This window comes from Amycolatopsis sulphurea (assembly GCF_002564045.1).
GTDB classification, from domain to species: domain Bacteria; phylum Actinomycetota; class Actinomycetes; order Mycobacteriales; family Pseudonocardiaceae; genus Amycolatopsis; species Amycolatopsis sulphurea.
The window spans coordinates 2161774-2186222 of record NZ_PDJK01000002.1 but is presented as its reverse complement, the minus strand read 5'-3'; the positions used below and the strand labels follow the sequence as shown (position 1 = coordinate 2186222).

Genomic DNA, 24449 nt, shown 5'->3' with positions numbered 1-24449 from the left:
GCGGTCGTCCGGATGGCGGCATAGGCGAACGCTCGGCGGGACGCGCAACAGTTCCACACGCGGGGGGTCAGAACAGGGTGTCCCGGATGCGCAGCGGCCGGTAGCCGGTGGGGCCGAGCTGCGCGAGCTCGCCTTCGATGTCGACGTCGATGGCGCCGAAGAAGTTGATGTTCTCACTGTGCGCCGGGGAGATGTGGGCCAGGACCTCGTCGTCAATGCGCCGCCCGGCCGTACGCATCGACTCCACGGCCAGGCCGTAGTACTCGGTCGTCCACGCGACCACGGCGTTGGTGGCCAGCGTGAGGCACCACGCCTGCTCGGTCTGGGCTTCGAGGTGCCGTGCTCTGACCGCGCCTTCGTGGGCGTAGAGCAGGTCCCGCTTCAGCGCGTGCAGCGACTCGCCCTTGTTCAGCTGCCGCGAGATCTTGCGCCGGTAGGCCGGGTCGGCGAGGTAGCGGGCGTAGATGGTGCGCCGCAGTGCCCCGTACTCCTTGAGCGCTGCGGCGAGCGCGTTCTGCCGGCCGGATGCCGAGAGCTTGCCGACTAGCAGGGAGGCGGTGGCGTGCCCGAACTTCAGCGACCCGGCGAGCCGGAGTAGGTCGTCGTATTGCTCGGCGATCAGGTCGGTGTTGAGCTTGCGGGTAAGCAGCGGCCCGGTGTGCGGGAACTCGGCTTGGACCTGCGCTCGTGATCCGTTCCGGTAGAGGGTGATCTTGCCCAGGTCCCGGATCCGCGGGGACAGCTGCAACCCGAGCAGGTCGAACAGCCCGAAGTTGACCAAGGTGACGCCGTGGGTGTCCGTCGCGTGCTCGGTGATGGGAATGTCGGTCGCGTTCCCGAGAATCTCGTCGAGGACGTAGTGGGCCTCGCGCTTGGTCGCGACGATGACCTTCGTGCCGTAGGTGGTGTGCTGATCGGTCACGTGCGTATACGTGGAAAGCCCCTCGGACGCGAAGTATCGGCTCAAAGCCCTTGCGGTGACGGACTTTCCGCGCGTGGGGAACCGCTGTCCATCCGATGAGGACAGGGTGCCGGTGCCGAAGATCGGGGTGAGCGGCAGGCGCTGGTGGTAGTCGATGATCGCCAGGTTCGCCGCGCGCAGCGTCTCCTCCCGCACGTACCACTCACTGGTCCAGGCGAGCACGTCGTAGGAGATCCCGCAGGCGTCGGCCATCCTGGTCAGGCCGAGGTTGGTGGAGTGGGCCAGCAAGACCGCGATCAGGTTCCGTTTCAGCTCGGGGCTGCGGGCCTGCTTGCCGCCGGCGTGGGTGAAGCAGTCCAGGTAGCCGGTACGTTTGTCCAGCTCGATCAGCAGCGACACGATCGGCGCGAATGGCAGCATCTCGGTCAGCTCCGCCTTCAGCGCGGTTGCCTCGGCCGGGACGTCCTCGGCGGTGAGCGGCGAGATCACCAGGTCACCGGCCTCGTCCAGGCGCACCGGGCCGTCACCGGCGGCCAGGACCTCCTCCAGTTCGGCAAGTGCCTCGCCCAGTTCGTTCTCCGCGTCGGCCAGCGCACGGGCAGGATCGGCGGGTTTGCCGACCAGCTGGCAAAACTCCGTTCGCTGGTCGGCCCATTTGTCTGGGGTGAGCAGGTAGGCGGTCGGGTCGGAGTAGCGGCGCGAGCCCGGCACGAACACATCCCCGCTGCGCAGCCCATCCCGCAGCGCGAGAAGCGTGCACAACTCCCAATAGTGCCGGTAGGCGCTGGTGTTCCCGGACTTCGACGCGGTCTCCAGGTAGCCGCGCCACCGCGCGGGCACGAACCCGTCCGGCGCGTCGGCCGGGACACGGCGGGCGCCGGTGGCGTTCAGGTCGCGCAGGATCTCCACCGCTTCCAGTAACCCGGTCGCCGCGGTGCCGCCGGCGAACCGCACCGCCGCGAGCACCTGCGGGGTGAACTGCCGTAGATACCCGTACGAGCCATCCAACGCGGCCAGGTGCCCGTGATCGCGCGGCAACCTCGGCGCGGCTTGCGCCACTGCCGACCGCAGGCGAGGCCATCCGATCCGCTCGCCCCGGATCAGGCCGCCGATCTGCTCGTCGCTGATCTGCGGATCGGTGACGATGGCCAGGAGGTCGTCCAGCAGCGCCTGCCGGTCCTCGCCGGCCTTGCCGCGCTCGGCCAACGCGTCGCGCATCTTGCGTTCAGCCTTGCTCTCCCGTGCCGAGATGGCCTGGTCGAACAGCTGCACGACCTCGTCGAGCACGTCGGTCGCCGACTGGGCCAGCAACGTCAGCAGGATCGGGTAGCGGCGCTGCGGATCACGCTGTTCCAGCGCTTGCGAGGTCAGCCGGCGCCCGACCGTGGCCAGGAACCGGCGCCGCTCAGCGGGCAGCGCCGAGAGGTCCAGGCTGTCCGCGCCCAGCGAGCGCAGGAACTCCAGCTTCGCGACCTCGGCCTTCACCGCCGCAGGCGAGGCCTCGACCGGTCCGGTGGCCAGCCACCGCAGCCGGGTGGTGCGGATCTCCGGGTCGATGGCCAGCAGTCTGTCCAGCGCGGCGCACCGCGTCTCGGTGAACTCCTGCGCCAGCCGGTCGAATGTCTCCCGTTGCGCTTCGGCGCGGGCATGGGCGACCCACTCGACCACGGTCACCGGGCCCGGCCGGATCACCCGCGCCGAGATCAGGTACTCGCATGCCAGCCGGAACAGCAACGTCGGCGAATCGTGTTCCATCGCCCGCGCCAGCAAGAATTCGTCCACCTCCTTGAGCTCCAGCGTGGTCGGCAGTCGCCATCCCAGGTACTTCGCCACCAACCGCAGATGCTCGGTCCGCGTCTTCGCGCGCCGTCCGTAGGACCGCAGCTCACCTGGGTCGAGACCGAGCTGATCAGCCAGCCTGGTCACCGCCACCGGCGGCGCCGAGGACACCTTGTCCGGCACGAACCCCAGCCACGGCAACGTGGACAGGGCAACGGCCAGGCCAAGGCGGTCCGCCGGACCGCGACCTCGGCCGGGATCGACGAACGCGATATCCGCCGGGGCCAGGGTGAAGAACTTCGCCAGCTCGTCCCGACCGATCTCCGGGAACCCCCGCAGGCGCTCCAGCTCCTCGTCCGCGAACACCTGCGTCGCCACGAATGACCTCCCACAGCCCGCCAGATCCGCAGGTCAGAAGCCTACTCAGCGATATCCGCCCGATTTTCGGCGAGTACTACGGCGACCCCTTACGGTGGCGCGCCGGCACTTGCGCCGAACCGGCCTACGCCGCCCCCACCGCCGCCGCGAGGGCCAGTACTCGCCGGGCGTTGTCCACGTGCAGGTTCTCGATCATCCGCCCGTCCATCATCGCCACGCCTCGGCCTTCGGCCTTGGCTTCGGTGAAGGCGGAGATCACCCGGCGGGCGTGGGTGATCTCCGCAGCCGACGGGGCGAAGATCCGGTTGCTCGGTTCCACTTGGGACGGGTGGATCAGCGTCTTTCCGTCGAACCCGAATTGCCGCCCCTGCAAGCATTCCGCTGCGAAACCGGCATCATCTTTCACGTCGTTGTACACGCCGTCGAGGATCACTTTGCCCGCCGCGCGGGCGGCCAGCAGGCACAGCGACAGCCCGCCCAGCAACGGTGCGCGGCCGGGGACGAATTCCGCGTGGAGTTCCTTCGCCAGGTCGTTCGTGCCCATCACCAATACGGTCAGGCGATCCGAGGCGGTGGCGATCTCCTCGGCGTGCAGCATGGCGACCGGGGTTTCGACCATCGCCCAGATCTTCGTGTGCTCCGGGGCGCCGCCCAGTTCCAACGCGCGTTCGATGTTGTGGACTTCGGCGGCGGAGTTCACCTTCGGCACCACGACCGCGGCGGGGCCGGCGGCGGCTGCTGCGCGCAGGTCTGCGTCGTGCCACTCGGTGTCCAGGCCGTTGACGCGGATGGTCACCTCGCGCGCCCCGTACGTGCCCACCGCGGCGCAAACGCGTTCGCGCGCGGCTTCCTTCGCGTCGGGTGCGACGGCGTCTTCCAGGTCGAGGATCAACGTGTCGGCGGGCAGCGTCTTCGCCTTCTCCAGGGCGCGCTCGTTCGCGCCGGGCATGTACAGCACCGAACGCCGCGGCCGTAGTTCCGTCATGGCTGAAGCTCCTTCGTCGTGGCGCTGCACGATTCGTGGCGCCGTACGAGAGGAACAACCCTAATCCGGGTACGTGGTACTCGGCTGAGAATCAGGTCACCACGACCCGGGTGACGGCGCTGACCTGCGAAGTCCACAGTGGAGACGCCGGGGATTGTGCTGAACGGGCTAGCCCGCTGCGGCGTTCGCGGGGTGCCCGGCCCGGCATCCGGGCAGCCGCCCGTGGGCGCTCGGTAACACCACTCGTCTGCTGGTCACTCGGTTGGCCGCACGGTCGGGCTGAAGTCGGCCGACCGCCCGTCGACCGGTCACCGACCGCTGAGCGCCGCCGATCGCAGACGATCGCGCTACCTGCAGATTCGGCGCCGCCGCACTGGTACTCAAGTCATGTGCCGGTTTTCCCCGGCCACCCTGGGTACAGGTGAGTGAAGGAGGCGGACTCGTGGCGGCTACCCCCCAGAACACCGAGCGCTCGACGGTCGCCGGAAGCGCGAAGCGCAGCCGGACGACAGCGAGCCGGGTGCTGCCGCCGATCGAGCTCCCCGCGAGCCCCGACGAGCTGGCCCGCAAGGCCGCCGCCCTGCTGGGCTGGAACGGCGTCGTGCTGCCGGTGACGACTCTGCTCGGCCGCAAGGTCAGCATCGTCGCCAGGCTCCGGACGGACGTGCACGCGGAGCGGATCGCGATGGGTGTCGGTCCCGTCGCCGATCGCGCCACCGTCGACACCTGGACCTGGCCAGAGCTGGCCGCGACCGCACCCGCGCCGGCCGCCGAGATCATCGGCGTCCTCGCGGTCGCCCGGCACTGGCGGACCGCGATGGCCTCCGCGGTTCCTTTCGCACGTTACGGCGAGGCCGCGATGGTGCTCCCATCGCTTGCCGTACTGACCGAGGACTACGTCGCCAACTGCCTGCCCCGCGCCCGTGCGTACGGCCTCGCGGTGGTCACCGCCGACCCGTACGCGACGAGTGACCTCGACCTCGCAGGACGCACCGAGCGCCTCCTGCTGGACGAGGACCCGGTTTCGCGCTGGGTCAACGAAATGGCCTACGAGCAGCTGCTGCGCGCCGACCTGGTGGCCGCCGAGTCGGACTGAGCCCCCGGGCAGCGGTCCCGCGCAGGCACTACAGTCGGGTCCATGCGCGTCGTCATCGCCGGAGGACACGGCCAGATCGCCCTGCACCTGGAAAAGCTGCTCGCGCAGCGGCGCGACGAGCCGGTCGGCCTCGTGCGCAATCCCGCCCACGAACCGGACCTCACCGCGGTCGGCGCCGAAACCGTGGTGCTCGACCTGGAAAAGTCCGATGTGGACGCGGTGGCGCAGGTGCTGCGGGGCGCGGACGCCGCGGTCTTCTCCGCGGGTGCCGGACCCGGCAGCGGGGAAACTCGCAAGGATACCGTCGATCGTGGGGCCGCGGTGCTCTTCGCCGAAGCCGCCGGGCGGGCCGGGGTCCGCCGCTTCGTGCAGGTCGGTTCCATGGGCGCGGACAACCCGGACGCACCCGGTCTCGACCCGGTGTTCGCCACCTACCTGCGGGCCAAGCGGGCCGCCGAAGAGGACCTGAAGACCCGCGATCTGGATTGGACGATCCTGCGGCCCGGTGCGCTCACCAACGATTCCGGCACCGGACGGGTGAAGATCGCGGAGCAGACCGGCCGCGCTTCCGTGCCCCGGGAGGACGTGGCGGCGGTGCTGCTCGCGTTGCTGGACGCCCCGGCCACGGCGGGCCGCACGCTCGAACTGATCTCCGGCGAGGACTCGATCGAGGACGCGGTGTCCGCACTCTAAGATCCCTCCCGTGCGGGATATCGCGGTTTTCAGTGGTAGTGCCCATCCGGAACTGGCCGAGGAGATCTGCGGCAACCTCGGTGTGCCGTTGCTGCCGGTCAAGATCGACCGGTTCGCCAACGACTGCCTGCAGGTCCAGCTTGAGGCCAATTGCCGGGAGCGCGACGTCTTCCTGATCCAGCCGCTGGTCAAGCCGGTGCAGGAGCACCTGGTCGAGCTGCTGCTGATGCTCGACGCCGCGCGCGGCGCTTCGGCGGGCCGGGTCACCGTGGTGATGCCGCACTACTCGTACGCGCGTTCGGACAAGAAGGACGCGTCGCGCATCTCAATCGGCGGCCGGCTGGTCGCCGATCTGATGGTCACCGCCGGGGCGGACCGGGTGCTCACCATGACCCTCCACTCGCCGCAGGTGCACGGGTTCTTCAGCGTGCCCGTCGACCACCTGCACGCGCTGCACGAGCTGGCCCGGTACTTCCGGCAGTACGACCTGTCCAACACGACCGTCGTGTCGCCCGATCTGGGCAACGCGAAGGAGGCCGCGCACTTCGCCCGGCTGCTCGGCGCGAAGGTCGCGGCCGGCGCCAAGCAGCGTTACGCCGACGACCGGGTGGAGATCACGTCCATCATCGGCGAGATCACCGGCCGCGACGTGATCGTGCTCGACGACGAGATCGCCCGCGGCAGCACCGTGCTGGAACTGCTCGACCGCCTGCGCGAGCTGGGGCCGCGCTCGATCCGGGTGGCCTGTACGCACGGGTTGTTCGCGGACAAGGCGCTGGCCCGGATCGGCGGGCAGGAGGACGTGCTGGAGATCGTGTGCACCAACACGGTCCCGATCCCGACTGGGGAACGCACGGAGAAGCTGCACGTGCTGTCCATCGCCCCGGCGCTGGCGGAGGCGATGCGGCGGATCCACAACGGCGAGTCGGTCAGCTCGCTGTTCGAGCCCGCCTAAGGCTGTGAAGGGTCCCTTCACAGCCTCAGCGGCCGTGAAGGGACCCTTCACAGCCTTACGGCTTGCCGAGGACCCGGTCCAGGTAGGCGTTGGTGAACGTGCCCGCCGGGTCGCAGGTCTTGCGCACCCGCAGGAAATCGTCGAAGTGCGGGTATCGCGTGCGGAGCGTGTGCACGTCGAGGTCGTGCAGCTTGCCCCAATGCGGACGGCCGCCGACCTGGTCGGCAATCGCGGCGAACCCGGCGAAGTACTCGCGGTAGGGCATACCCGCGAACTGGTGGATGGCGAGATACGCGGAATCGCGTCCGTACGCAGTGGACAGCCAGATGTCGTCGGCCGCGGCCACCCGTACCTCCACCGGGAACATCACCGGGTCGGCCAGGCGCGGCACCAGCGCACGCAGTTCGGCGAGCACATCGGGCAGGGTTTCGCGCGGGATCGCGTACTCCGATTCCACGAACCGCACTCCGCGGCGGGTGACGAACACCCGGTGGGACAGGTCGGAGTATTCCCGTGTGGACAGCATGCGCGCGGCTAATCCGCTGAGGGGCCGCACCAGCTTCGGCACCGCCCGGCCGACCCGGCACAGCCCGCCGAAGGCCAGATTCTCGGCTAGCTCGTACTCCACGAACTGGCGCACCCGGGACAGGGGCGCGCGCTCCGCGTCCAGTGGCAGCCGGTTGTTTCGCTTGACCAGCGCGGTGCGGTCGTACGGGAACCAGTAGAACTCGAAGTGGTCGTCGTTCGTCGCGGCAGCGTCGAAGTTCTCCAGCACTTGCTCCAGCGGCTCCGGACGTTCCTGCGCGGACAGCACGAACGACGGTTCGCACTGCAGCGTCACGGTGCTGAGCACGCCCAGCGCACCGAGCCCGATCCGGGCCGCGTGGAACAGGTCTGGCTGTTCCTCCGCGGAGCAGGTGACCACCGAACCGTCCGCGAGTACCAGTTCCAGCGCGACGATCTGGGTGGCGATGCCGCCGAACCGGGCGCCGGTGCCGTGCGTCCCGGTCGAGATCGCGCCGGCGATGGTCTGCGCGTCGATGTCGCCGAGGTTCGTCATGGCCAGGCCGATGCCGTCGAGCGCGGCGTTGAGCGCGCGCAGCGTGGTCCCCGCGCGCACGGTGACCTGGTGGGTTTCCAGGTCGACCCGCTCGATTCCGGTCCAGCGGGTGAGGTCCAGTGCCGCCGCTTCGGTGGCCGCGATCGCGGTGAACGAATGCCCGCTGCCCAGCGGGCGCACCCGGCCTCCGGCGGCGGACACCCCGTGCACGACGTCGGCGATCTCCGCGGTGCTGCGCGGGCGGTGCACCCGGCTCGGGTTCGCCTTGGCGGTGCCGGCCCAGTTGGTCCACGCAGTCATGGGCACCTCGTCGTGTCGGCAGTGCGGACTCTTCACGATAGTTCTCCGAACCGTAAGTGAATAGTATTCGCGTTTCAACCCTTGGTGTCGTACCGTAAGTGCGTGACCAGCACCGCGCACGGATACGACCTCGCGACGAAGGACCTGGAGCCGCCGTTCGCGATCGTCGATCTGGACGCCTTCGACGCGAACGCGGACGATCTGCGTCGCCGGGCCGCGGGCAAGCCGATCCGGGTGGTCAGCAAATCCGTGCGCTGCCGGGAGCTGCTGGACCGGGTGCTCGCGCGCCCCGGATTCGCGGGCCTGATGTGCTACTCGCTGGCGGAAGCGGTCTGGCACGTCGAAGAAGGCACCACCGACGACATCGTGGTCGCCTACCCGACCGCGGACCACGAGGCGTTGCGCCTGCTGGCGGCGAACGACCGGGCGCGGGCGGCGATCTCGGTCATGGTCGACTCGCCGGAGCATCTCGACCTGATCGACGCCGCGCTCGGGCACGGCCATCCGCGGATCCGCGTGTGTCTCGAACTCGACGCGTCGTGGCGGCCGGTGCCCGGGGTGCATGTCGGCACCCGCCGCTCCCCGGTGTTCACCGCGCGCCAGGCCGTCGCCTTCGCGCAGGAAATCGTGGCCAGGCCAGGATTCTCGCTCGTCGGGATGATGGCCTACGAGGGACAGATCGCCGGACTCGGCGACGCGGCGGGCAGTGCACTGCACAACCGGGTGATCGGCTGGATGCACCGCCATTCGGCCGCGGAGCTGGTGCGGCGGCGGGGCACGGTGGTCCGGGCCGTGCGGGCCATCGCGGAGCTGGAATTCGTCAACGGCGGCGGGACCGGAAGCATCGAGACCACCGGCGCGGAGGACGTGATCACCGAAGTCGCCGCCGGTTCGGGATTGCTGGCGCCGACGCTGTTCGACGGCTATTCGCGGTTCCACCCGAGCCCGGCCGCGTTGTTCGCGCTGCCCGTGGTGCGCCGTCCTTCCCGCACCGTCGCGACGCTGTTTTCCGGCGGGTACATCGCTTCGGGCCCGGTCGGCCCATCGCGGGTGCCCTCGCCGTATTTCCCGAAAGGGTTGCGCCTGCTGGGTTTTGAAGGTGCCGGCGAGGTGCAGACCCCGGTCACCGGCGACGCCGTCCGGGACCTGCGCCTGGGCGACCGGGTCTGGCTCCGGCACGCGAAAGCCGGTGAACTGGCCGAGCGATTCGCGGAATTCCACCTGCTCCGCGGCGGGCAGCGGGACCGCGCCGTGCCCACTTATCGCGGCGAGGGGCGGAACTTCGGATGACCTGGCTCAGGATCGCTTGGCGCGCACCACCGGCTCACTCCCCGAACCGGCTCGCCAGGTAGCCCTTCACCAGGTGCTTGGCCTCCGCGACGATCCGCTCGTCGCCCTGTGGCTCGTGGCGGAAGGCGAGTTTCAGCAGGGCGTCCGCGGTTTCGTTGGCGATCGCGATGGCGAAGCGGAGTTCCTCGGCGGAACGGTCCACCTGCGCCTGCAGGATGTCCACCAGCGAATCGACGATCACCGAGTTGTTGTCGCGTTCGGTGTCCAGCAGCTGCGGGTCGATCACGTCGCCGAAGTGGACCTTCGAGAAGCCCGGTACCTCACGGTGCATCCGCAGGTAGATGTCGAGCACCGAGTCCACGACGTTCCACCAGTGCCCGGGGCTGAACTCGGTCAGCCGCTCGTTCACCGCGGCCACGAAGCCTTCCAGGTTGCGCTGCGTCAAGGCCTGGACGACGGCGCGCTTGTCCGGAAAGAACTGGTACAGCGAACCCACCGCGACGCCGGCGCGTTTGGCGATCAGTGTGGTGGTCAGCGCGTCATAGCCCAGCTCGTCGATCAGCTGGGCGCTGGCGTCCAGCATCTGCTCCACCCGGCGCGCGCTGCGCTGCTGTACGGGCTTGCGCCGGAGCGGGGTGGGTTCGGTCTGGGTGTCGGCCACAGTGCTTCCTCGGACTCTCTCCCGAAACGCTCATCTGATCCGGGACTTTAGCGCCCTTGCCGGCTTTCCCCTCGGCGAGTGACGACCTAGGATATGAGAACTTTTCATGTTCACCCTTCCGGGTGGCCGGAGGAAAGGGGATCAGCGTGGCCCGTCCGAACTTCCCGGCCGGCTTCCGGTGGGGCGTCTCGACCTCGGCGTTCCAGATCGAGGGCGCGGTGGCCGAGGGTGGCCGTGGACCGTCCATCTGGGACACCTTCACCGCGACCGAGGGCAAGATCGCGCGGGGCGAGGACGCCAAGGTAACGGCCGACCACTACCACCGCTACTCGGAAGATGTCGCGCTGCTGGCCGAACTCGGCGTCGGCGCCTACCGGATGTCGTTCGCCTGGCCGCGAATCCAGCCGGACGGCACCGGGAAACCGAATCCCGAAGGCCTCGCCTATTACGACAAGCTGCTCGACGCGGTCTGCGCGGCGGGAATCGCCCCGGTCGGCACGCTGTATCACTGGGACACTCCACAGGCGCTCGAAGACGCCGGTGGCTGGCTTTCCCGCGACACGGCCGACCGCTTCGCCGACTACGCCGCGATTCTCGCCGAGCATTTCGCCGATCGGGTGAAGCAGTGGATTCCGCTCAACGAGCCGATGGTCATGTCGATCTACGGTTACGGTGTCGGCGAGTACGCGCCGGGGAAGTTCCTGCTGCTCGACGCATTGCCCACCGCGCACTACCAGAACCTCGCGCACGGCCGTGCCGTGCAGGCCCTGCGGGCCGCGGGTGCGGCTTCGATTGGTTCGGCCAACAACCATTCGCCGATCTGGCCCGCTCACGACACCCCGGCCGAACAGGCCGCCGCTGAGTGGCTTGACGCACTGATCAACCGGACCTTCGCCGATCCGATGCTGCTGGGCAGCTATCCGGAGCAGGTGCACCCGCACCTGCCGGAACATTTCGCCGACGATCTCGCGATCATCGCGCAGCCACTGGATTTCTACGGCGTGAACTACTACGAGCCCCAGGGCGTGACCGCGCCCGGCGAGGGCAACCCGCTGCCGTTCCAGCTGCGGGCGATCGAGGGCTATCCGATGACCACCAACGATTCCCCGATCGTGCCGGACGGCCTGCGCGAGTTACTGGTGTCCCTGCGGGATCGCTACCGCGAGCACCTGCCGCCGATCCAGATCACCGAGAACGGGTGCAGCCTCGCCGATGAGCCCGGTCCGGATGGGCAGGTGCACGATCCGGCGCGGATCGATTTCCTTGACGCGCACCTGCGTGCCGTGCGGGCCGCGATGGCCGCGGGGGTGGACGTGCGCGGATACTTCGTCTGGTCGTTGCTGGACAACTTTGAATGGTCCAAGGGTTACGCGCCGCGGTTCGGGCTGGTGCACGTGGACTACGAGACCCAGCGTCGCACCCCCAAGGATTCCTTCGCCTGGTATCGGAAGCTGGTGCGCAATGAGTGAGGCCACGACCGGGTTGCCCGCCGCGCTCGCCGAACCGGTCGACCGGGTGCGGGCCGGGTGGATGGGTCTGCTGTTCCTCGCGAACATCGCGCTCTGGCTCGGGGTCTACGCGCCAATCCAGGTCCTGTTGCCCCAGCAGGCGGAACTGCTCGACGCGGCGCACAAGGAGACCGTGTTCGGGGTGGTCACCGGGGTCGGCGCGGCGGTCGCGCTGATCGCCAATCCGGCGTTCGGGCTGCTGTCGGACCGTACCTGTGCACGGTTCGGCCGCCGGCACCCGTGGACGGTCGTCGGCGCGGTGCTCGGCGCGGCCGGGCTGCTGGTGCTCGCGGAGGCTCCGAACGTGGTCGTGATGACCGTCGGCTGGTGCCTGGTGCAGGCAGGGCTCAACGGCATGCTCGCCACGCTGATGTCCGGGATCGCCGACCGGGTGCCGGTGGGGCAGCGGGCGCAGGTCGGCGGGCTGGTCGGGATCGCGCAGATGCTCGGCACGGTGCTGGGCGCGGTGGTTGTCGTCGTGCTGCTCGACCTGGCCGGCCTGCCGCTCGGTTACGCGGTGTGCGCGGTGGTGGTGCTCGTCGGCGCGGCCGCTTTCGTGCTGCGCACCCCGGACGCGCGGCTGCCGGCCGAGTTCCGGCCGACCGGTCGGCTCCGCGAGGTGCTCGCGGACTTCTGGGTCTCGCCGCGTCGGCACCCGGACTTCGCCTGGGCGTGGGGCTGTCACTTCATGATCAACCTCGGCAACGCCTTCGGCACGCTGTACCTGCTGTTCTTCCTCAAGGACGCGGTGCACTACCCGGATCCGGACACCGGGTTGCTGATCATGATGGGCTTGTACGGGGTGGCGCTGGTGATCGGCGCGGTGCTGGCCGGGCGGTTCTCGGACGCTTCGGGCCGCCGTAAGCCGTACGTGCTGTTGTCCGCGGCGGTGATGGCGCTCGCGGCGCTGTTGCTCGTGGTGTGGCAGTCCTGGCCGGTCGCGTTGATCGCGTCGCCGCTGCTCGGCGTCGGGTTCGGCGTGTACATGGCGGTCGCGCTGGCGTTGCTGACGCAGGTGCTGCCCGCCGCGCAGAACCGGGCGAAGGACCTCGGCGTGGTGAACATCGCGAACTCGCTGCCCCAGGTCGTGGCCCCACTGCTGACCACCCTGATCCTGCACTGGCTCGGCGGCTACCCGGCCCTGTTCGCCGCATCCGCGATCGCCACGGCCCTGGCCGCCGCCCTGATCACCCAAGTCCGATCCGTGGGCTGAACGCAAGCGAACCACCCAACGCAACCACGACCGGGGGTCCGGGGGCTTGCCCGCCGGGCGGGGTCTGGGGGTTGCACCCCCAGGAGACACGAGGGATCCGGCGCGGCCGGTGCTTTCCGCCGGCACACTCCACCCAGTCGGATCCTGGAACCGCGAGCCGGTGCCGGTCGGGGGAGGGGAGTGCTACGGCACCGGCCCGCGGAGTTCAGGGTTCACTACTTGGCGTTCTGCCAGCAGCGGATGATCTTCAACCTATCGGCGGATTACCGCGTCCGCTAGGTGTCTCTCGCTGATATTTGGATTGATCGCAGAAGGCGGGTGGCCGAGGGCGGATTTCGTCGCGTTCGGGGGTACGGACGAAACCTGCCCTCGGCCGGGCGAGGTGCCAGGCGGTGCTCCGGAGGGGCGTTCCGGATGGCCGCGCGCTCGCCGGTCGGGCCGGGGCCGGTCAGCGGATCGGACGGTGATCGGCCCGGGGGCCGGGCGCCGGCCGGTCGGGGGACAACCGGCGCCCGAGTCACAGGGTGAGCCGGCCGGAGCCGGTCACGGGTGGTGCTTGTGCACGGAACCGCCCGGGGCCGGCGGAGCAGTGCGACCGAACGGTCAGGCGGTGACCGGGCGGGGCGTCACCAGCGCGTGCCTGCCGGTGGTCTCGGCCGGTGACGGGCGCTCGGCGCGCCGGACCTGGCCGGGCACCCGCCGGACGGTGCGGATGGCGGTGTGCTGCCCGGTGGACACCGCCTGCGGGGCGAGCCCGCCCGCGACGAGGTGCTCGTGCGCGACCTGCCAGACCGAGCACGGCGCCTTGCAGCGGTGCCAGCGGGTCGAGCAGGTGGGGCAGTCGCCGCGTTCGTCCGGCTCGTGGGCCTGCAGCATCGCCCGCCAGCCTTCGGCCAGCCGGGGCAGCTCCGAGCGGGCCACCGAGACCAGCGACGGGGCGTCGGCGCGGTCGGCCAGTTCGGTCAGCAGATCGAGGCGTTCCCAGACCGCGTTGCGGAGGACCTGCCCGAGTACCTGATCCATGGAGGAGCTCACCGTTACCTTTCCGCCAGCTTGGCGGCCTCGTTGAGCGCGGCCCGGAGCTGGCCGAGCTGACCGGACGTGAGACGAGCGGTCTCCCCCGGCGGGGAGACCACCACCACCTCGCCGTCCTCGACGAACACCATGACGGCCCGTTCGCGGCTGATGAGGTCACCGCACTGGACGCGCCAGACGAGCTGCCCGCCCTCGTAGTGCCGGACACCCGCGGTACGGGGGTCGGCGGGCGGGATCGGACGGGCCGCCGTGACGATTCCCTGGGCGCCGGGGACGGCCGGCCGGATCGACCGCACCGCGGTCCCGGCTTGTCCTCCACCGAGCGAGTCCATGAACTCCACTGGCCCTCCACGCTCTCTCGGCCGTGGTGTGCACCTTGCGGGATGCACATCCACCGGCAGATCTGTGTCGTCGGGTTGATCGCTCTCCGTGATCGCGGCCGGTGTCCGGGCGGTGACGGAGATCTGACAACTACAGTGAAGTGAAACCGGGTGCGAGAGAAGGTCGAAACCGCGTCATAGCGGTGACCGGGCGAGGTTCCACGGTAAACGGTCAGTGGAGTTCAGTTCGGCCGATCAGACCCGCTGCCGGTTCGTTTCCCAAGGTTCTCGCAGTGTGCTTAGGGTTGCCGCAGACGCCCGAAAGACGGTGAGGGGGCGCGATGGACGCCAGCATTGGCAGTGGTTCCGGGTCTTCCGGTGCCTTGGTCCGGCCGGGTAACCCGGTGCCGGCCGACGCATGGGAGCAGCCGGAGATGCGGGAGGCCCTGGCCGGCCGCGAGATCAGTGCCGTGTACCGCCTGTTGCGCAAACACGGAGTGTCGCAGCGCCAGATCGCCGCGATGACCGGCCAATCGCAGTCCGAGGTGTCGGAGATCCTCAAGGGTCGCCAGGTCATGGCCTACGACGTGCTCACGAGAATCGCCGACGGCCTGGGTGTCCCCCGTGGATACATGGGTCTCGCCTACGACGAGACCACGGCGATACGGGTCGTCGGCGCTGCCGACGGCCGGCAGGCTGAGGAGGACGAGTCCGTGAAGCGACGGAGGTTCCTCGCGCACGCCGCCCAGGTCACGATGGGTGCGGCGGTGTTCGGATCGGAGTCGGGGACCTGGTCGGAGGCACCCGCGCGCACGCCCGCCCCCGGGCGGGTCGGGGTCACCGACGTTCGTCAGGTGGAGGCGGCGACCAGAGCCCTGCGCTCCCTGGACTACCAGTACGGCGGCGGGTTCTGCCGGGACGCGGTGGTCGCGCAGCTGACCTGGGGCCAGCAGATGCTCGACGCCAGCGCCACCGATCCGGTCAAGAACCGCCTGTTCACCGCGATCGCCGATCTGCACAGCCTGGCCGGCTGGACCTCCTTCGACACCGGGCTGATGGACTCCGCGCGCGGGCATTTCGCGCATGCGCTCGACCTGGCCAAACAGGGTGACAACCACCATCTGGTGGCGAACGTGCTGTACCGGATGGGCCGGGTCTACCTGCACCAGGACGCCGCGAACGACGCGCTGAAGCTGTTCCAGCTCGGGCAGATCGCCGCCCAGGAATCCGGTTCCGAGCTGTCGGTGGCCGTGCTCTGTGCGAACGAGGCCTGGGCGTACGCGATCATGGGCAACGAGGACCAGGCGGTGAAGCTGCTCGGCCTGAGCAAGGACGAGTTCGCCCGCGCCGACCTGGCCACCGCCGAGTCCTGGGTGAAGTTCTTCAACGAGACCGACGTCTACGCGATGACCGGCACCGTGCACACCGTGCTGGCGCAGAAGAACCCCGAGCACACCAAGTACGCGATCCCGGCGCTGACCAAGGCGGTCGAGTCCTACACCGACGACATGGCGCGCAGCAAGGCGTTCATGCTCAGCGCGCTGGCCACCAACCACCTGCTCGACGGCGACATCGACCACGGCGCGCGGGTCGGCGGCAAGGCGCTCGACACCGCGGAGAGCATCAAGTCGGAGCGGGTCAAGGACCGGTTGCGGCCGCTGCTGGTGGAGGCCGAGCGGCGCCGGAACAACGCGGACGCCCGGGAGCTCGCCGAGCGGCTCAAGCTCTTCTACGCCGCCTGAGCCGGCCGATCCCGCTGCTCCGGTGCGCGATGGGCGGTTCACCCCCGGGAAACTCCGCCGGGTACTGACCGCGACCTGCGCGCGGCTCGACCTGGATCCGCGGGGCGCCCAGCTGCTGCGGTTCACCAACAACGCGGTGTACGCGCTGGTCCGGACGCCGGTGGTGGTGCGGATCGTCGGTTCCACCCGGCTGCGGCACCGGGCCGCCACGGTGGTCCAGGTGGCCGAGTATCTCGCCCGGCACGGGATCCCCGCGGTTCGCCTGGTCGAGAGCGTGCAACAGCCGATGGACGTGGACGGGCACCTGGTCACGGTGTGGCACCGGGTCCCGTTCACCGGTCCGCCCGCCTCCACCGCCGATCTGGCCGGGCTGCTACGCCGGGTGCACGCGCTGGCGCCGCCGGACGGCCTCGGCGAGTGGCAGCCGCTGCGTTCCGTCCGGGATCGGGTGCAGGACGCGGAGGAGCTGGCCGAGGACGATCGGCGGTTCCTGCTGGACCGCTGTGCCGAGCTGGCCGACCGGCTGGCCGGGCTGGACTTTCCGCTGGCCACCGGGTTCGTGCACGGGGACGCCTATCCGGGCAACGTGCTTCCCGGCCCGGAGGGGCCGGTGCTGTGCGATTTCGACTCCTCCTGCGTCGGTCCGCCGGAATGGGATCTGACGCCGCTGGCGGTCGGCCGAGAGCGGTTCGGGGACCCGCCGGAGCGGTACGCGGAGTTCGCCCGCGCGTACGGCTTCGACGTGACGAGGTGGTCCGGGTTCGCGGTGCTGCGAGCGGTGCGGGAGCTGAAACTCACCACCAGCGTGCTGCCGATCCTGCGCAGTCATCCGCCGGTGCGGTCCGAGCTGCGCCGCCGGCTCGCCGACCTGCGGTGCGGCCGGTCTCAGGCGCAGTGGAGCCGGTATCGGTGAGGGCATTTCTGCACGTGCATTCGCAGACCGCAGACGACCGCTCGTCGCTTACCCGTGAATGGCTTACCCAGTGGTGCACAGCGCAGAGAATTCAGTCGGGCAGATCGCCCCGTCCGGAGCAGGGGCTGGTTCCATAGTGCAACTTGCCACTACAGAATGTCACATGCCTCGTCATGATGCGGTGACGGGGGCACGAGTGAGTACCACCGCGAAGCCGAACGCCAGCCCCATCACGGCCAGCTCGACCGTGGCCCACGAGGCGATCGCGGTCCGCTGGTGCCGCATGATCCGCGGCATCAGCCGCCACCGCAGGTTCGCGGCGAGCGCCGCGATCACGGCGGTGCACAGCACCTTGAGCAGCATCAGCTGTCCGTACGGCGTGGTGAACAGCCCGGCCCAGAAGCCGATGGTGGGGTTGGCCAGGATTTCCACGATGCCGTTGAACAGGCCGGTCACCGCGGACAGGGCCAGGCACAGCGTGGCCAGCTTCGAGAACCGCGGCAGCGCATAGGCCAGCAGCGTGCGATTCGCGGTGAGCAGCACGATCATCGCGCCGAGGCCGCCGCACCAGGCGACCGCGCTCATCACGTGCAGCTCCATCGAGATCATCGTGTAGTCGTGGTAGCTCCAGTTCGACGCGTGGCCGGTGACCGGCAACGGCAGCAGCGCGAACATCCCCAGGCCCACGCGGACTTCGGCGGGGACCTGCTCGCCCTTGCGCAGCGCGAAGACGCCGAGCCCGGCGTGCAGCAGGGCGAGGACCGCGACGATGACCAGCGCCTTGCCCGCCCCGACCTCGGCGATGTAGGTGCCGATGTCGCCCGGGGTGAGCGTCGCCGTGCCCGGCTTGAACTCCGCCGTCTGCAGAATCAGTGCGACCACCGAGGTGGCCGCCCACACCAGCGCGGCGGCGACGGCGGCGGGCCGCGCCTTGCGCAGTACCGGCTCGGTGAGCTTCGGCCGGTCGTAACCGACCAGCACCGACAGCAGGGCCAGCCCGATCGTGGCGACTGCGGACAGGTCCATCAGCACCCGCACGATCGGGATGGCCGCCGAGACCACCTCGCTGGGTTCCACCACGCCCGGGATCGGTGCGGACGCGGTGAGCGCGACGCCGATCAGCGCGCCGAGCAGCCCCGCGGTGACCACGCACAGCAGCGTGGCCCAGCGGACCTGCGAGGTGGTCTCGGCCCTGGTCACCGGTCGTCCTTCTCCGTGCCCGGTTCCCGCCCGGTGCGCAGCGCGACGGTCATCCCGATCGCCAGCAGCACCACCGCGCCGGCGATCCACACCCAGATCGGCACCCCGGTGGAGGAGGACTCCGACGACGGCGCCGCCGCGGGTGCGCCCACCGCCTTGGCCGCGTCGATGTTCGCGGGGGTGCCGGTGCCCGCGGTGGTGAGGGTGAACGGGATCTCGCCGGACACCGGATGTCCGTCCGCGGACAGGACGCGGTAGCCGATGGTGTACTTCCCGGCCGGCCCGAGCGGCCGAAGCGGCGCGCTGAGCACGTTGTTCGTGACGGTGACCGGTCCCTCGGCCCACTGCCCGCCGCCCGGCCCGGTCACCGCGATCTGGTTGACGTCCGCGTCCTGCACGTACTGGTCGAAGGTCAGCGTGACTTTCGCCGGCCCCTTCGCCACCGACGCGCCGTTGCCGGGGTCGGAGCTGATCAGCACGTTGTGCGCGAACGCCGGGGTGGCCGTGCCCAGCAGGGCCGCCCCGGTGATCGCCAGTGCGAAAAGGGTCTTCCGCATTACTCGCTTCCTTCGGTCTTCTTCGCCGCGGCCGGGCGGCGACGCAGCAGGGAGCCCGCCCCGACGCCGAGCCCCAGCGCGCCGACGAGGATGCCTGCCCCGCCGAGCCAGCGTGCGGTGGTGTCCGAGGACGGGGCGTCCGTGGCCTCGGCTTCGGTGGTGGCCGCGGGGTGCCCGTGACCACCCTTCGCCGCGGCCAGCTTCACGGTGGGTGCCGGGTGTTCGGGCTCCTCGCCGCTCGCGGGGGTCGGCTGGTTCCACGAAACCACCTTGCCGCCGTCGTAGGTCTGGATGGCCGGGAACTCCAGCTGATCCACGTCCGCGGGCAGCGGGCCGCCGCTGATCTCGAACTCCTGGAACTCGTTCTTGCCGATCTTCGTGCCCGCCTGCGCGGTCCAGACGATCTTGGTGACCGCGTCGGTGATCTTGGTGCCGGAGGCGGTGGTCACCGGATTGGCCAGCGGTGTCGAGCTGACCTCGGCGGTCCACCCGGGGATCGGCTTGGTGCGCACGCTGCCAATGCCGTACTCCGGCTTGACGTCCACCTCGAGTTTGACCGTGCCCTGGGTGGCGTCCTCGTTGGGGACACGGAAGAAGATCGTGCCGTAGCCGCCCTTGCTGGGCTGGTCTCCGTAGACATTGGCGGACACGTGCGCCGACGCGATGCCCGCGCCGAGCAGGCCGGTGGCGGCGACGGTGGCGGCGAGCACGCCGGCACGGCGAAAGACGTGATGGGACACAACTGCTCCTGAACAGGGATGAGCCGGCGCCGGGGTACCCGTGCGCCGGAAAGGAAAAGGGGGAAGATGCGGGTTCGGAACCCGCGCGAGGGTGTTCAGGAGCGTCGCGGCGGCCCACGCCGACAGCGGACGTGGTGGAGATCGACCTTCCGCAGCGCGGTGGCTTCGACCGGCGGCGGCAGCGGTACGCCCGCCGCGGCCGGGACCGGCAGCGGCGGGGACAGCGCCGGCAGGATCGCGCGGAGTAGCTGGAGGAGACCGAGCAGTACGGCGTCCGCGCGGGCCAGCAGCAGCGCGGTGAGCAGGGTGGCGGCCGCGTGCGCGGCGGTCATCGTCCAGCTGGCCGGGGAACCGTGCTGGTGCTCGTTCAGGGTGGTGAGCACGAGGTGCATCACGACCTGACCGCCGCCGAGCACGGCGAGCGTGGCCAGCCGGCCACGGACGCGTCGGGCCAGCGCGGTACCCGTCCAGCCGAGCAGCCCGGTGAGCAGAAGCGTGAGCGCGGGATCCGGCAGCCCGCCGTCACCGGCAACGTGTGCGGTGACGGTGAGTGATGCCGAACTGACCGCGAGCAGGAGACCGCGAGCGGCCGCGAATGCGCCGCGGGACCTGCCGGGAGTGCTCACGGGGGCAGCGTAACGGCACTCCGCTGGGTGATCGAAACCCTTCACAAGGTGAAATTCGAGTCGAAACGTCCAGGTGAACCTATTTCGATCGGATAAAGACCGCCCGGCCGGGAGGGCCGTTTCGGTTGCCGTGGCTCCCCGGATGCGAAACGGTGGATCACCAAGGACAGCTGCAGGGTTTCACCCGCCGTCATGCCGGGTACCCACCCTGCCGGTTGACGGGCTACTCCGAACGAGTGAGTTCGGAGTACACACGCAGCGGGAGTGCGAATACGGATGAATCTCTTCGAGTACATCTCGGATCGATGGGACAAGCTGCTGCTGCAGGCCTATCTCCACACCAGCATGGTCGTGCAATGCACGATTCTCGCCGCCGCGCTGGGTGTGCTGATCGGTATCGCGGTGTATCGCAGTCCCATCGGTTCCGCTGTCGCCACCGCGCTGGCCAGCACGATCCTGACCGTTCCTTCCTTCGCCCTGCTGGGCCTGCTGATACCGCTGTCCGGCCTCGGCTCGACGACCGCGGTGATCGCGCTGGTCCTGTACGGGCTGCTGCCGATCGTGCGGAACACGATCGTCGGGCTGGACGCCGTCGATCCGGCGATCACCGACGCCGCGCGCGGGATCGGGATGGGCAGGCTGTCCGTGCTCACCCGGGTCGAGCTGCGGCTCGCCTGGCCGGCCATCCTCACCGGGATGCGGGTCGCCACGCAGATGCTGATGGGCATCGCGGTGATCGCGGCCTACGCTAAGGGGCCGGGCCTCGGTTCCGAGGTGTTCTCCGGCCTGACCAACGCGGGCAGCACGAACTCCGCGAACCAAGCCCTCACCGGCACGCTCGGCGTGGTCATCCTCGCCCTGCTGCTCGACGGCATCTATGTCCTGATCAAGCGTTTCACCATCTCGAGGGGTGTCCGTGTCTGAGCCCAACGAAGTCTCCGGCGTCGAGATCGAGCTGGACCACGTCACCAAGCGTTATTCCGGCACCCGTGCCCCGGCGGTGGACGACTTCTCCATGGTCGTGCCCGCGGGCAAGATCGTCGTGTTCGTCGGCCCCTCGGGCTGTGGCAAGACCACCACGATGCGGATGATCAACCGGCTGGTCCAGCCCACTTCCGGGCGGATCACCATCGGCGGCGACGACGCGCTCAAGCTGGACGTGGACACGCTGCGCCGCCGGATCGGTTACGCCATCCAGCAGGCCGGGCTGTTCCCGCATTTCACCGTGGCGCAGAACATCGGCGTGGTACCCGGCCTGCTCGGCTGGGAGAAGAAGAAGGTCGCCGACCGGGTCGAGGAGATGATGGACCTGGTCGGGCTCGATCCGGCCGATTTCCGCGACCGCTACCCGCGCCAGCTCTCCGGTGGCCAGCAGCAGCGGGTCGGGGTGGCCCGCGCGCTCGCCGCGGACCCGCCGGTGCTGCTGATGGACGAGCCGTTCGGCGCGGTCGACCCGATCACCCGCGGCAACCTGCAGGACGAGCTGCTGCGGCTGCAGACCGAGCTGCGCAAGACGATCGTGTTCGTCACGCACGACTTCGACGAGGCGGTGAAGCTCGGCGACAAGATCGCGGTGCTCGGCGACCAGTCGAGGATCCTGCAGTACGACACGCCGGAGTCGATCCTGGCGAACCCGGCGGACGACACGGTGGCCGGGTTCGTCGGTGCCGGTGCCTCGCTCAAGCAGCTGACCCTGCTGCGGGTGCGCGACGTCGAGCTGCAGCAGGACGCGCTCACCACGAGCGTCGACGAGGCCCCGGCCGACGTGCGCGAGAAGCTCTCCACCCAGCGCAAGCAGTTCGCGCTGGTGCTCGACCACCGGCGGCGGCCGATCCGCTGGGTGCACGTGCGCGACCTGACCAAGGCCACGTCGCTGGGTGCGGCCGGACGGCCGCTGCGCGACCTCGTCAGCGTGCAGTCGACCCTGCAGGACGCGCTTGAGGCGATGCTCGCCGAGGGCGGTTCGGTGCCGGTCACCGGTTCCCGCGGCGAGTACGCCGGCACGATCAAGCTGGAGACGGTCATCGCGACCATCCAGCAGCTGCGCGAGGAACATTCGGACGGCCACACGGACGACCACCAGGCCGCCGGCGAAGGGGCTTCCGCATGACCGCGACCGTCGACACCGGGTTCAGCACCGAATCCGGTTCCCGGCGCGCCGAGCGCGTCCGGTTGCTGGCCCAGCCCGCCGCGGTCGTGCTGATCGTCGCGATCACCCTGATCTGGGTCTTCGCCAGCGGGCTGACCGCCACCGAGAAGGCGACGCTGAACGCGACCTCGCTGCTCACCGCCTTGCGTGACCACGTGGCGATGACCGTCGTGGTGACCGCGATCGTGGTGCTGGTAGCGGTGCCGCTCGGGGTGATGGTGACCCGGCCGTGGGCGCGCTGGCTGGCGCCGGTCTTCCTGGCCGTGGCGAACATCGGGCAGGCCGCTCCGGCGCTCGGTGTGCTGGTGCTGTGGTTCATCGTCACCGGGGCGACCGGTGGGCTGTGGGTGGCCGCGCTGCCGCTGGCCTTCTACTCGCTGCTCCCGGTGCTGCGCAACACCATGGTCGGGCTGCAGCAGGTGGACCCGTCGCTGGTGGATGCCGGCCGCGGGATCGGCATGTCCTCCTCGAAGGTGCTCTGGCGGGTGGAGTTCCCGCTGGCCATCCCGCTGATCCTGGCCGGCCTGCGCACCTCGCTGGTGCTGGCGGTGGGCACCGCGACGTTCGGCATGTTCGTCAACGCGGGTGGCTTCGGGCTGCTCATCGACACCGGCTACAAGCTCAACCTGACCAAGGTGCTGATCACCGGTTCGGTGCTGGCCGTCGCGCTGGCCCTGCTGGTCGACTGGCTGGGCGCGGTGGCCGAACAGTTCTTCGGACCGAAGGGGTTGCGCTGATGAAGGTGCTCCGGAAAGCCGGCGCCCTGTTCGGCGCCGCAGCGCTCGCCGTGACGCTTTCGGCGTGCGGGCTCGACCTGAACACCGCGCTGCCCTACTCCATCAAGCCCGGTTCCATCCAGCCGATCCCGCAGTTGCAGGGACAGCGGGTGGTGGTCGGCTCGAAGGACTTCACGGAGAACATCCTGCTCGGCTACATGGCCGAGATGGCGTTGTCCGCGGCCGGGGCGGACGTGGTCGACCTGACCGACATCAAGGGCTCGAACTCGTCGCGGCAGGCCCTGCTCAACGGGCAGAGCGACCTGGCATGGGAGTACACCGGCACCGGCTGGATCAACTACCAGGGCAACGAGCTGCCGGTGCCCGGCGGGGAGAAGGCGCAGTACGAGGCCACGGCGAAGGCGGACGCGGAGAAGTTCGGCATCACCTGGCTGAACTACTCGCCGCTGAATGACCAGTACGCCTTCGCCACCACCGAGGCCTACGCCGCGAAGAACAACCTGAAGTCCACCACGGACCTGGCGAACTTCCTCAAGTCGAATCCGGACCAGGCGCGGTTCTGCCTGGAGACGGAGTTCACCAGCCGGCAGGACGGGTTCCCGGCCGCGGTCAAGGCCTACGGCTTCCAGCAGCCGAAGATCGAGAACTTCGGTATCGGCACCATCTACTCCGCGGTCGCGAACGGGACCTGCCCGGTCGGTGAGGTCTTCACCACCGACGGCCGGATCTCCGGGCTCAACCTGCGCGTGCTCGAGGACGACAAGAAGGCGTTCCCGCAGTACAACGCCGCGGTGACGTTGCGGACCGACTTCCTCAACCAGCATCCGCAGCTGCGCGGCCCACTGGAGGAGGTGGCCGCGGCGATCGACAACAAGCAGATGATCGAGCTGTGCAAGCAGGTCGACGTGGAAGGCAAGGACGCCGGCACCGTCGCGCACGACTGGATGCTCTCCAAGGGCTTCATCAAGTAGCCGCCGCACCGACGCCCCGGCCCAAAGCTGTGAAGGGGCCCTTCACGGACTCAGAGTCCGTGAAGGGCCCCTTCACAGCTTTTCAAACTCCCAGCCGGTGCAGGAGCTGGTCTTCGAGGCGTTCCAGTTCGCCGTTCACCGCGCGGTGTGCGGCTTTGCGCCGCGCCGCGGGCATCCGCTCCGCAGCGCGCACGGTGGCCGACAACTGCTCCAACGTGGACTGCGTCTCCTCGGTGAACTTCCGGTCCGCGTCGGTCGCTTTCGCCGACTTCCGCAGCTCGCCGAGCCCTTGCACCAGACCCGCGATCCGCGCGTGCAGCGCGGCGCCGCGGCCGGTGTACTCGCCGAGCTGATCCACCGCCACACCCATCTTCCGGGCCTGATAGCGGTCGTACAGCTCACGCGCCGCGCCCGCCGCGCGGACCGCGTACGGCGCGACCACCGGGAGCACCGCCGGGCCGAGCACCTTGGCCACCGCGACCGCGTTCTTCGCCTTCTTCGGGGTGATCCGGGCTTCACCCACTTCGTGCTTGGCCTTGCTCTCCTTGGCCTTGCGCGCCATGGCCCTACCTCCAACGCCGTGTCAGGCTCGAACTTACTGGTCCTGATGGTGGCGAGC

The 24449-nt window shown here is 69.6% G+C and carries 23 protein-coding genes; 12 read left to right on the top strand and 11 right to left on the bottom strand.

Going from position 1 to position 24449, the window contains the following annotated elements; genetic code table 11:
- Positions 1-67: 67 nt before the first annotated feature.
- Positions 68-3067: a Tn3 family transposase gene (locus ATK36_RS16285; protein ID WP_211292036.1), complete on the bottom strand. Its 3000-nt coding sequence runs from the start codon at positions 3065-3067 to the stop codon at positions 68-70.
- A gap of 136 nt (positions 3068-3203) precedes the next feature.
- Positions 3204-4064 carry an HpcH/HpaI aldolase/citrate lyase family protein gene (locus tag ATK36_RS16280; RefSeq protein WP_098512344.1) on the bottom strand — a complete coding sequence of 287 codons (861 nt, stop codon included), beginning with the start codon at positions 4062-4064 and terminating at the stop codon, positions 3204-3206.
- Between the two features lie 442 nt (positions 4065-4506).
- On the opposite strand from ATK36_RS16280, the gene ATK36_RS16275 reads away from it, so the two are divergent.
- Genes ATK36_RS16275 through ATK36_RS16265 form a run of 3 tightly spaced genes read left to right on the top strand, consistent with a single transcriptional unit; the run spans position 4507 to position 6808 of the window.
- Entirely contained in the window at positions 4507-5160 is a 654-nt protein-coding gene (locus tag ATK36_RS16275) for a hypothetical protein (RefSeq protein WP_098512343.1), read from the top strand.
- 42 nt (positions 5161-5202) lie between these two features.
- The gene (locus ATK36_RS16270; protein ID WP_098512341.1) at positions 5203-5853 is read left to right on the top strand and encodes an SDR family oxidoreductase; all 651 of its coding nucleotides are present in this window, start codon (positions 5203-5205) and stop codon (positions 5851-5853) included.
- A 10-nt stretch (positions 5854-5863) separates the two neighbouring features.
- Entirely contained in the window at positions 5864-6808 is a 945-nt protein-coding gene (locus tag ATK36_RS16265) for a ribose-phosphate diphosphokinase (protein ID WP_098512339.1), read from the top strand.
- 55 nt (positions 6809-6863) lie between these two features.
- Here the strand turns inward: ATK36_RS16265 and ATK36_RS16260 are convergent, their stop codons facing one another.
- Positions 6864-8168, bottom strand: coding sequence for a D-arabinono-1,4-lactone oxidase (locus ATK36_RS16260; RefSeq protein WP_098512338.1), 1305 nt, complete (start codon positions 8166-8168; stop codon positions 6864-6866).
- Positions 8169-8270: 102 nt separating this feature from the next.
- On the opposite strand from ATK36_RS16260, the gene ATK36_RS16255 reads away from it, so the two are divergent.
- Positions 8271-9458, top strand: coding sequence for an amino acid deaminase/aldolase (locus ATK36_RS16255; RefSeq protein ID WP_098512336.1), 1188 nt, complete (start codon positions 8271-8273; stop codon positions 9456-9458).
- Positions 9459-9492: 34 nt separating this feature from the next.
- Here ATK36_RS16255 and ATK36_RS16250 read toward each other — a convergent pair whose 3' ends face one another.
- On the bottom strand, positions 9493-10119 hold the full coding sequence (locus ATK36_RS16250) for a TetR/AcrR family transcriptional regulator (RefSeq protein ID WP_170069764.1): 627 nt from the start codon (positions 10117-10119) through the stop codon (positions 9493-9495).
- A 146-nt stretch (positions 10120-10265) separates the two neighbouring features.
- Here ATK36_RS16250 and ATK36_RS16245 point away from each other — a divergent pair, with 146 nt between their 5' ends.
- The gene (locus ATK36_RS16245) at positions 10266-11588 is read left to right on the top strand and encodes a GH1 family beta-glucosidase (protein ID WP_098512334.1); all 1323 of its coding nucleotides are present in this window, start codon (positions 10266-10268) and stop codon (positions 11586-11588) included.
- Positions 11581-12840, top strand: coding sequence for an MFS transporter (locus ATK36_RS16240; protein ID WP_098512333.1), 1260 nt, complete (start codon positions 11581-11583; stop codon positions 12838-12840). The genes ATK36_RS16245 and ATK36_RS16240 overlap by 8 nt, the downstream gene beginning before the upstream one ends.
- Before the next feature lie 603 nt (positions 12841-13443).
- On the opposite strand, the gene ATK36_RS16235 is transcribed toward ATK36_RS16240, so the two are convergent.
- Together ATK36_RS16235 and ATK36_RS16230 are read right to left on the bottom strand one after the other, a co-directional pair.
- Positions 13444-13863: a hypothetical protein gene (locus ATK36_RS16235; protein ID WP_098514929.1), complete on the bottom strand. Its 420-nt coding sequence runs from the start codon at positions 13861-13863 to the stop codon at positions 13444-13446.
- Between the two features lie 14 nt (positions 13864-13877).
- A complete protein-coding gene (locus ATK36_RS16230; protein WP_098512331.1) occupies positions 13878-14216 on the bottom strand; it encodes a hypothetical protein in 339 nt (112 codons plus the stop codon).
- A 320-nt stretch (positions 14217-14536) separates the two neighbouring features.
- Here ATK36_RS16230 and ATK36_RS16225 point away from each other — a divergent pair, with 320 nt between their 5' ends.
- Entirely contained in the window at positions 14537-15937 is a 1401-nt protein-coding gene (locus ATK36_RS16225) for a helix-turn-helix transcriptional regulator (protein WP_098512330.1), read from the top strand.
- Between the two features lie 22 nt (positions 15938-15959).
- The gene (locus tag ATK36_RS16220) at positions 15960-16850 is read left to right on the top strand and encodes a phosphotransferase enzyme family protein (protein ID WP_098512329.1); all 891 of its coding nucleotides are present in this window, start codon (positions 15960-15962) and stop codon (positions 16848-16850) included.
- Between the two features lie 171 nt (positions 16851-17021).
- Here the strand turns inward: ATK36_RS16220 and ATK36_RS16215 are convergent, their stop codons facing one another.
- From ATK36_RS16215 to ATK36_RS16200, 4 genes are all read right to left on the bottom strand, one after another.
- Positions 17022-18050 (bottom strand): copper resistance D family protein, encoded by a 1029-nt coding sequence (locus ATK36_RS16215; protein WP_098512327.1) that lies wholly within the window; start codon positions 18048-18050, stop codon positions 17022-17024.
- Positions 18047-18607 (bottom strand): copper resistance CopC family protein, encoded by a 561-nt coding sequence (locus tag ATK36_RS16210; RefSeq protein WP_170069763.1) that lies wholly within the window; start codon positions 18605-18607, stop codon positions 18047-18049. The genes ATK36_RS16215 and ATK36_RS16210 overlap by 4 nt, the downstream gene beginning before the upstream one ends.
- The gene (locus ATK36_RS16205; protein WP_098512326.1) at positions 18607-19347 is read right to left on the bottom strand and encodes a YcnI family copper-binding membrane protein; all 741 of its coding nucleotides are present in this window, start codon (positions 19345-19347) and stop codon (positions 18607-18609) included. The genes ATK36_RS16210 and ATK36_RS16205 overlap by 1 nt, the downstream gene beginning before the upstream one ends.
- A gap of 95 nt (positions 19348-19442) precedes the next feature.
- On the bottom strand, positions 19443-19973 hold the full coding sequence (locus tag ATK36_RS16200) for a hypothetical protein (protein WP_098512324.1): 531 nt from the start codon (positions 19971-19973) through the stop codon (positions 19443-19445).
- 276 nt (positions 19974-20249) lie between these two features.
- On the opposite strand from ATK36_RS16200, the gene ATK36_RS16195 reads away from it, so the two are divergent.
- From ATK36_RS16195 to ATK36_RS16180, 4 genes are read left to right on the top strand one after another with little or no spacing between them, the layout of a single operon-like run.
- Positions 20250-20897 carry an ABC transporter permease gene (locus ATK36_RS16195; RefSeq protein WP_098512323.1) on the top strand — a complete coding sequence of 216 codons (648 nt, stop codon included), beginning with the start codon at positions 20250-20252 and terminating at the stop codon, positions 20895-20897.
- The gene (locus tag ATK36_RS16190) at positions 20884-22083 is read left to right on the top strand and encodes an ATP-binding cassette domain-containing protein (RefSeq protein ID WP_386998594.1); all 1200 of its coding nucleotides are present in this window, start codon (positions 20884-20886) and stop codon (positions 22081-22083) included. Before ATK36_RS16195 ends, ATK36_RS16190 begins: the two co-directional genes overlap by 14 nt.
- A complete protein-coding gene (locus tag ATK36_RS16185; RefSeq protein ID WP_098512320.1) occupies positions 22080-22859 on the top strand; it encodes an ABC transporter permease in 780 nt (259 codons plus the stop codon). Before ATK36_RS16190 ends, ATK36_RS16185 begins: the two co-directional genes overlap by 4 nt.
- Positions 22859-23830: a glycine betaine ABC transporter substrate-binding protein gene (locus ATK36_RS16180; protein WP_098512318.1), complete on the top strand. Its 972-nt coding sequence runs from the start codon at positions 22859-22861 to the stop codon at positions 23828-23830. The genes ATK36_RS16185 and ATK36_RS16180 overlap by 1 nt, the downstream gene beginning before the upstream one ends.
- An 82-nt stretch (positions 23831-23912) precedes the next feature.
- Here the strand turns inward: ATK36_RS16180 and ATK36_RS16175 are convergent, their stop codons facing one another.
- Positions 23913-24392: a DUF6474 family protein gene (locus ATK36_RS16175; RefSeq protein WP_098512317.1), complete on the bottom strand. Its 480-nt coding sequence runs from the start codon at positions 24390-24392 to the stop codon at positions 23913-23915.
- Between the last annotated feature and the right edge of the window lie 57 nt (positions 24393-24449).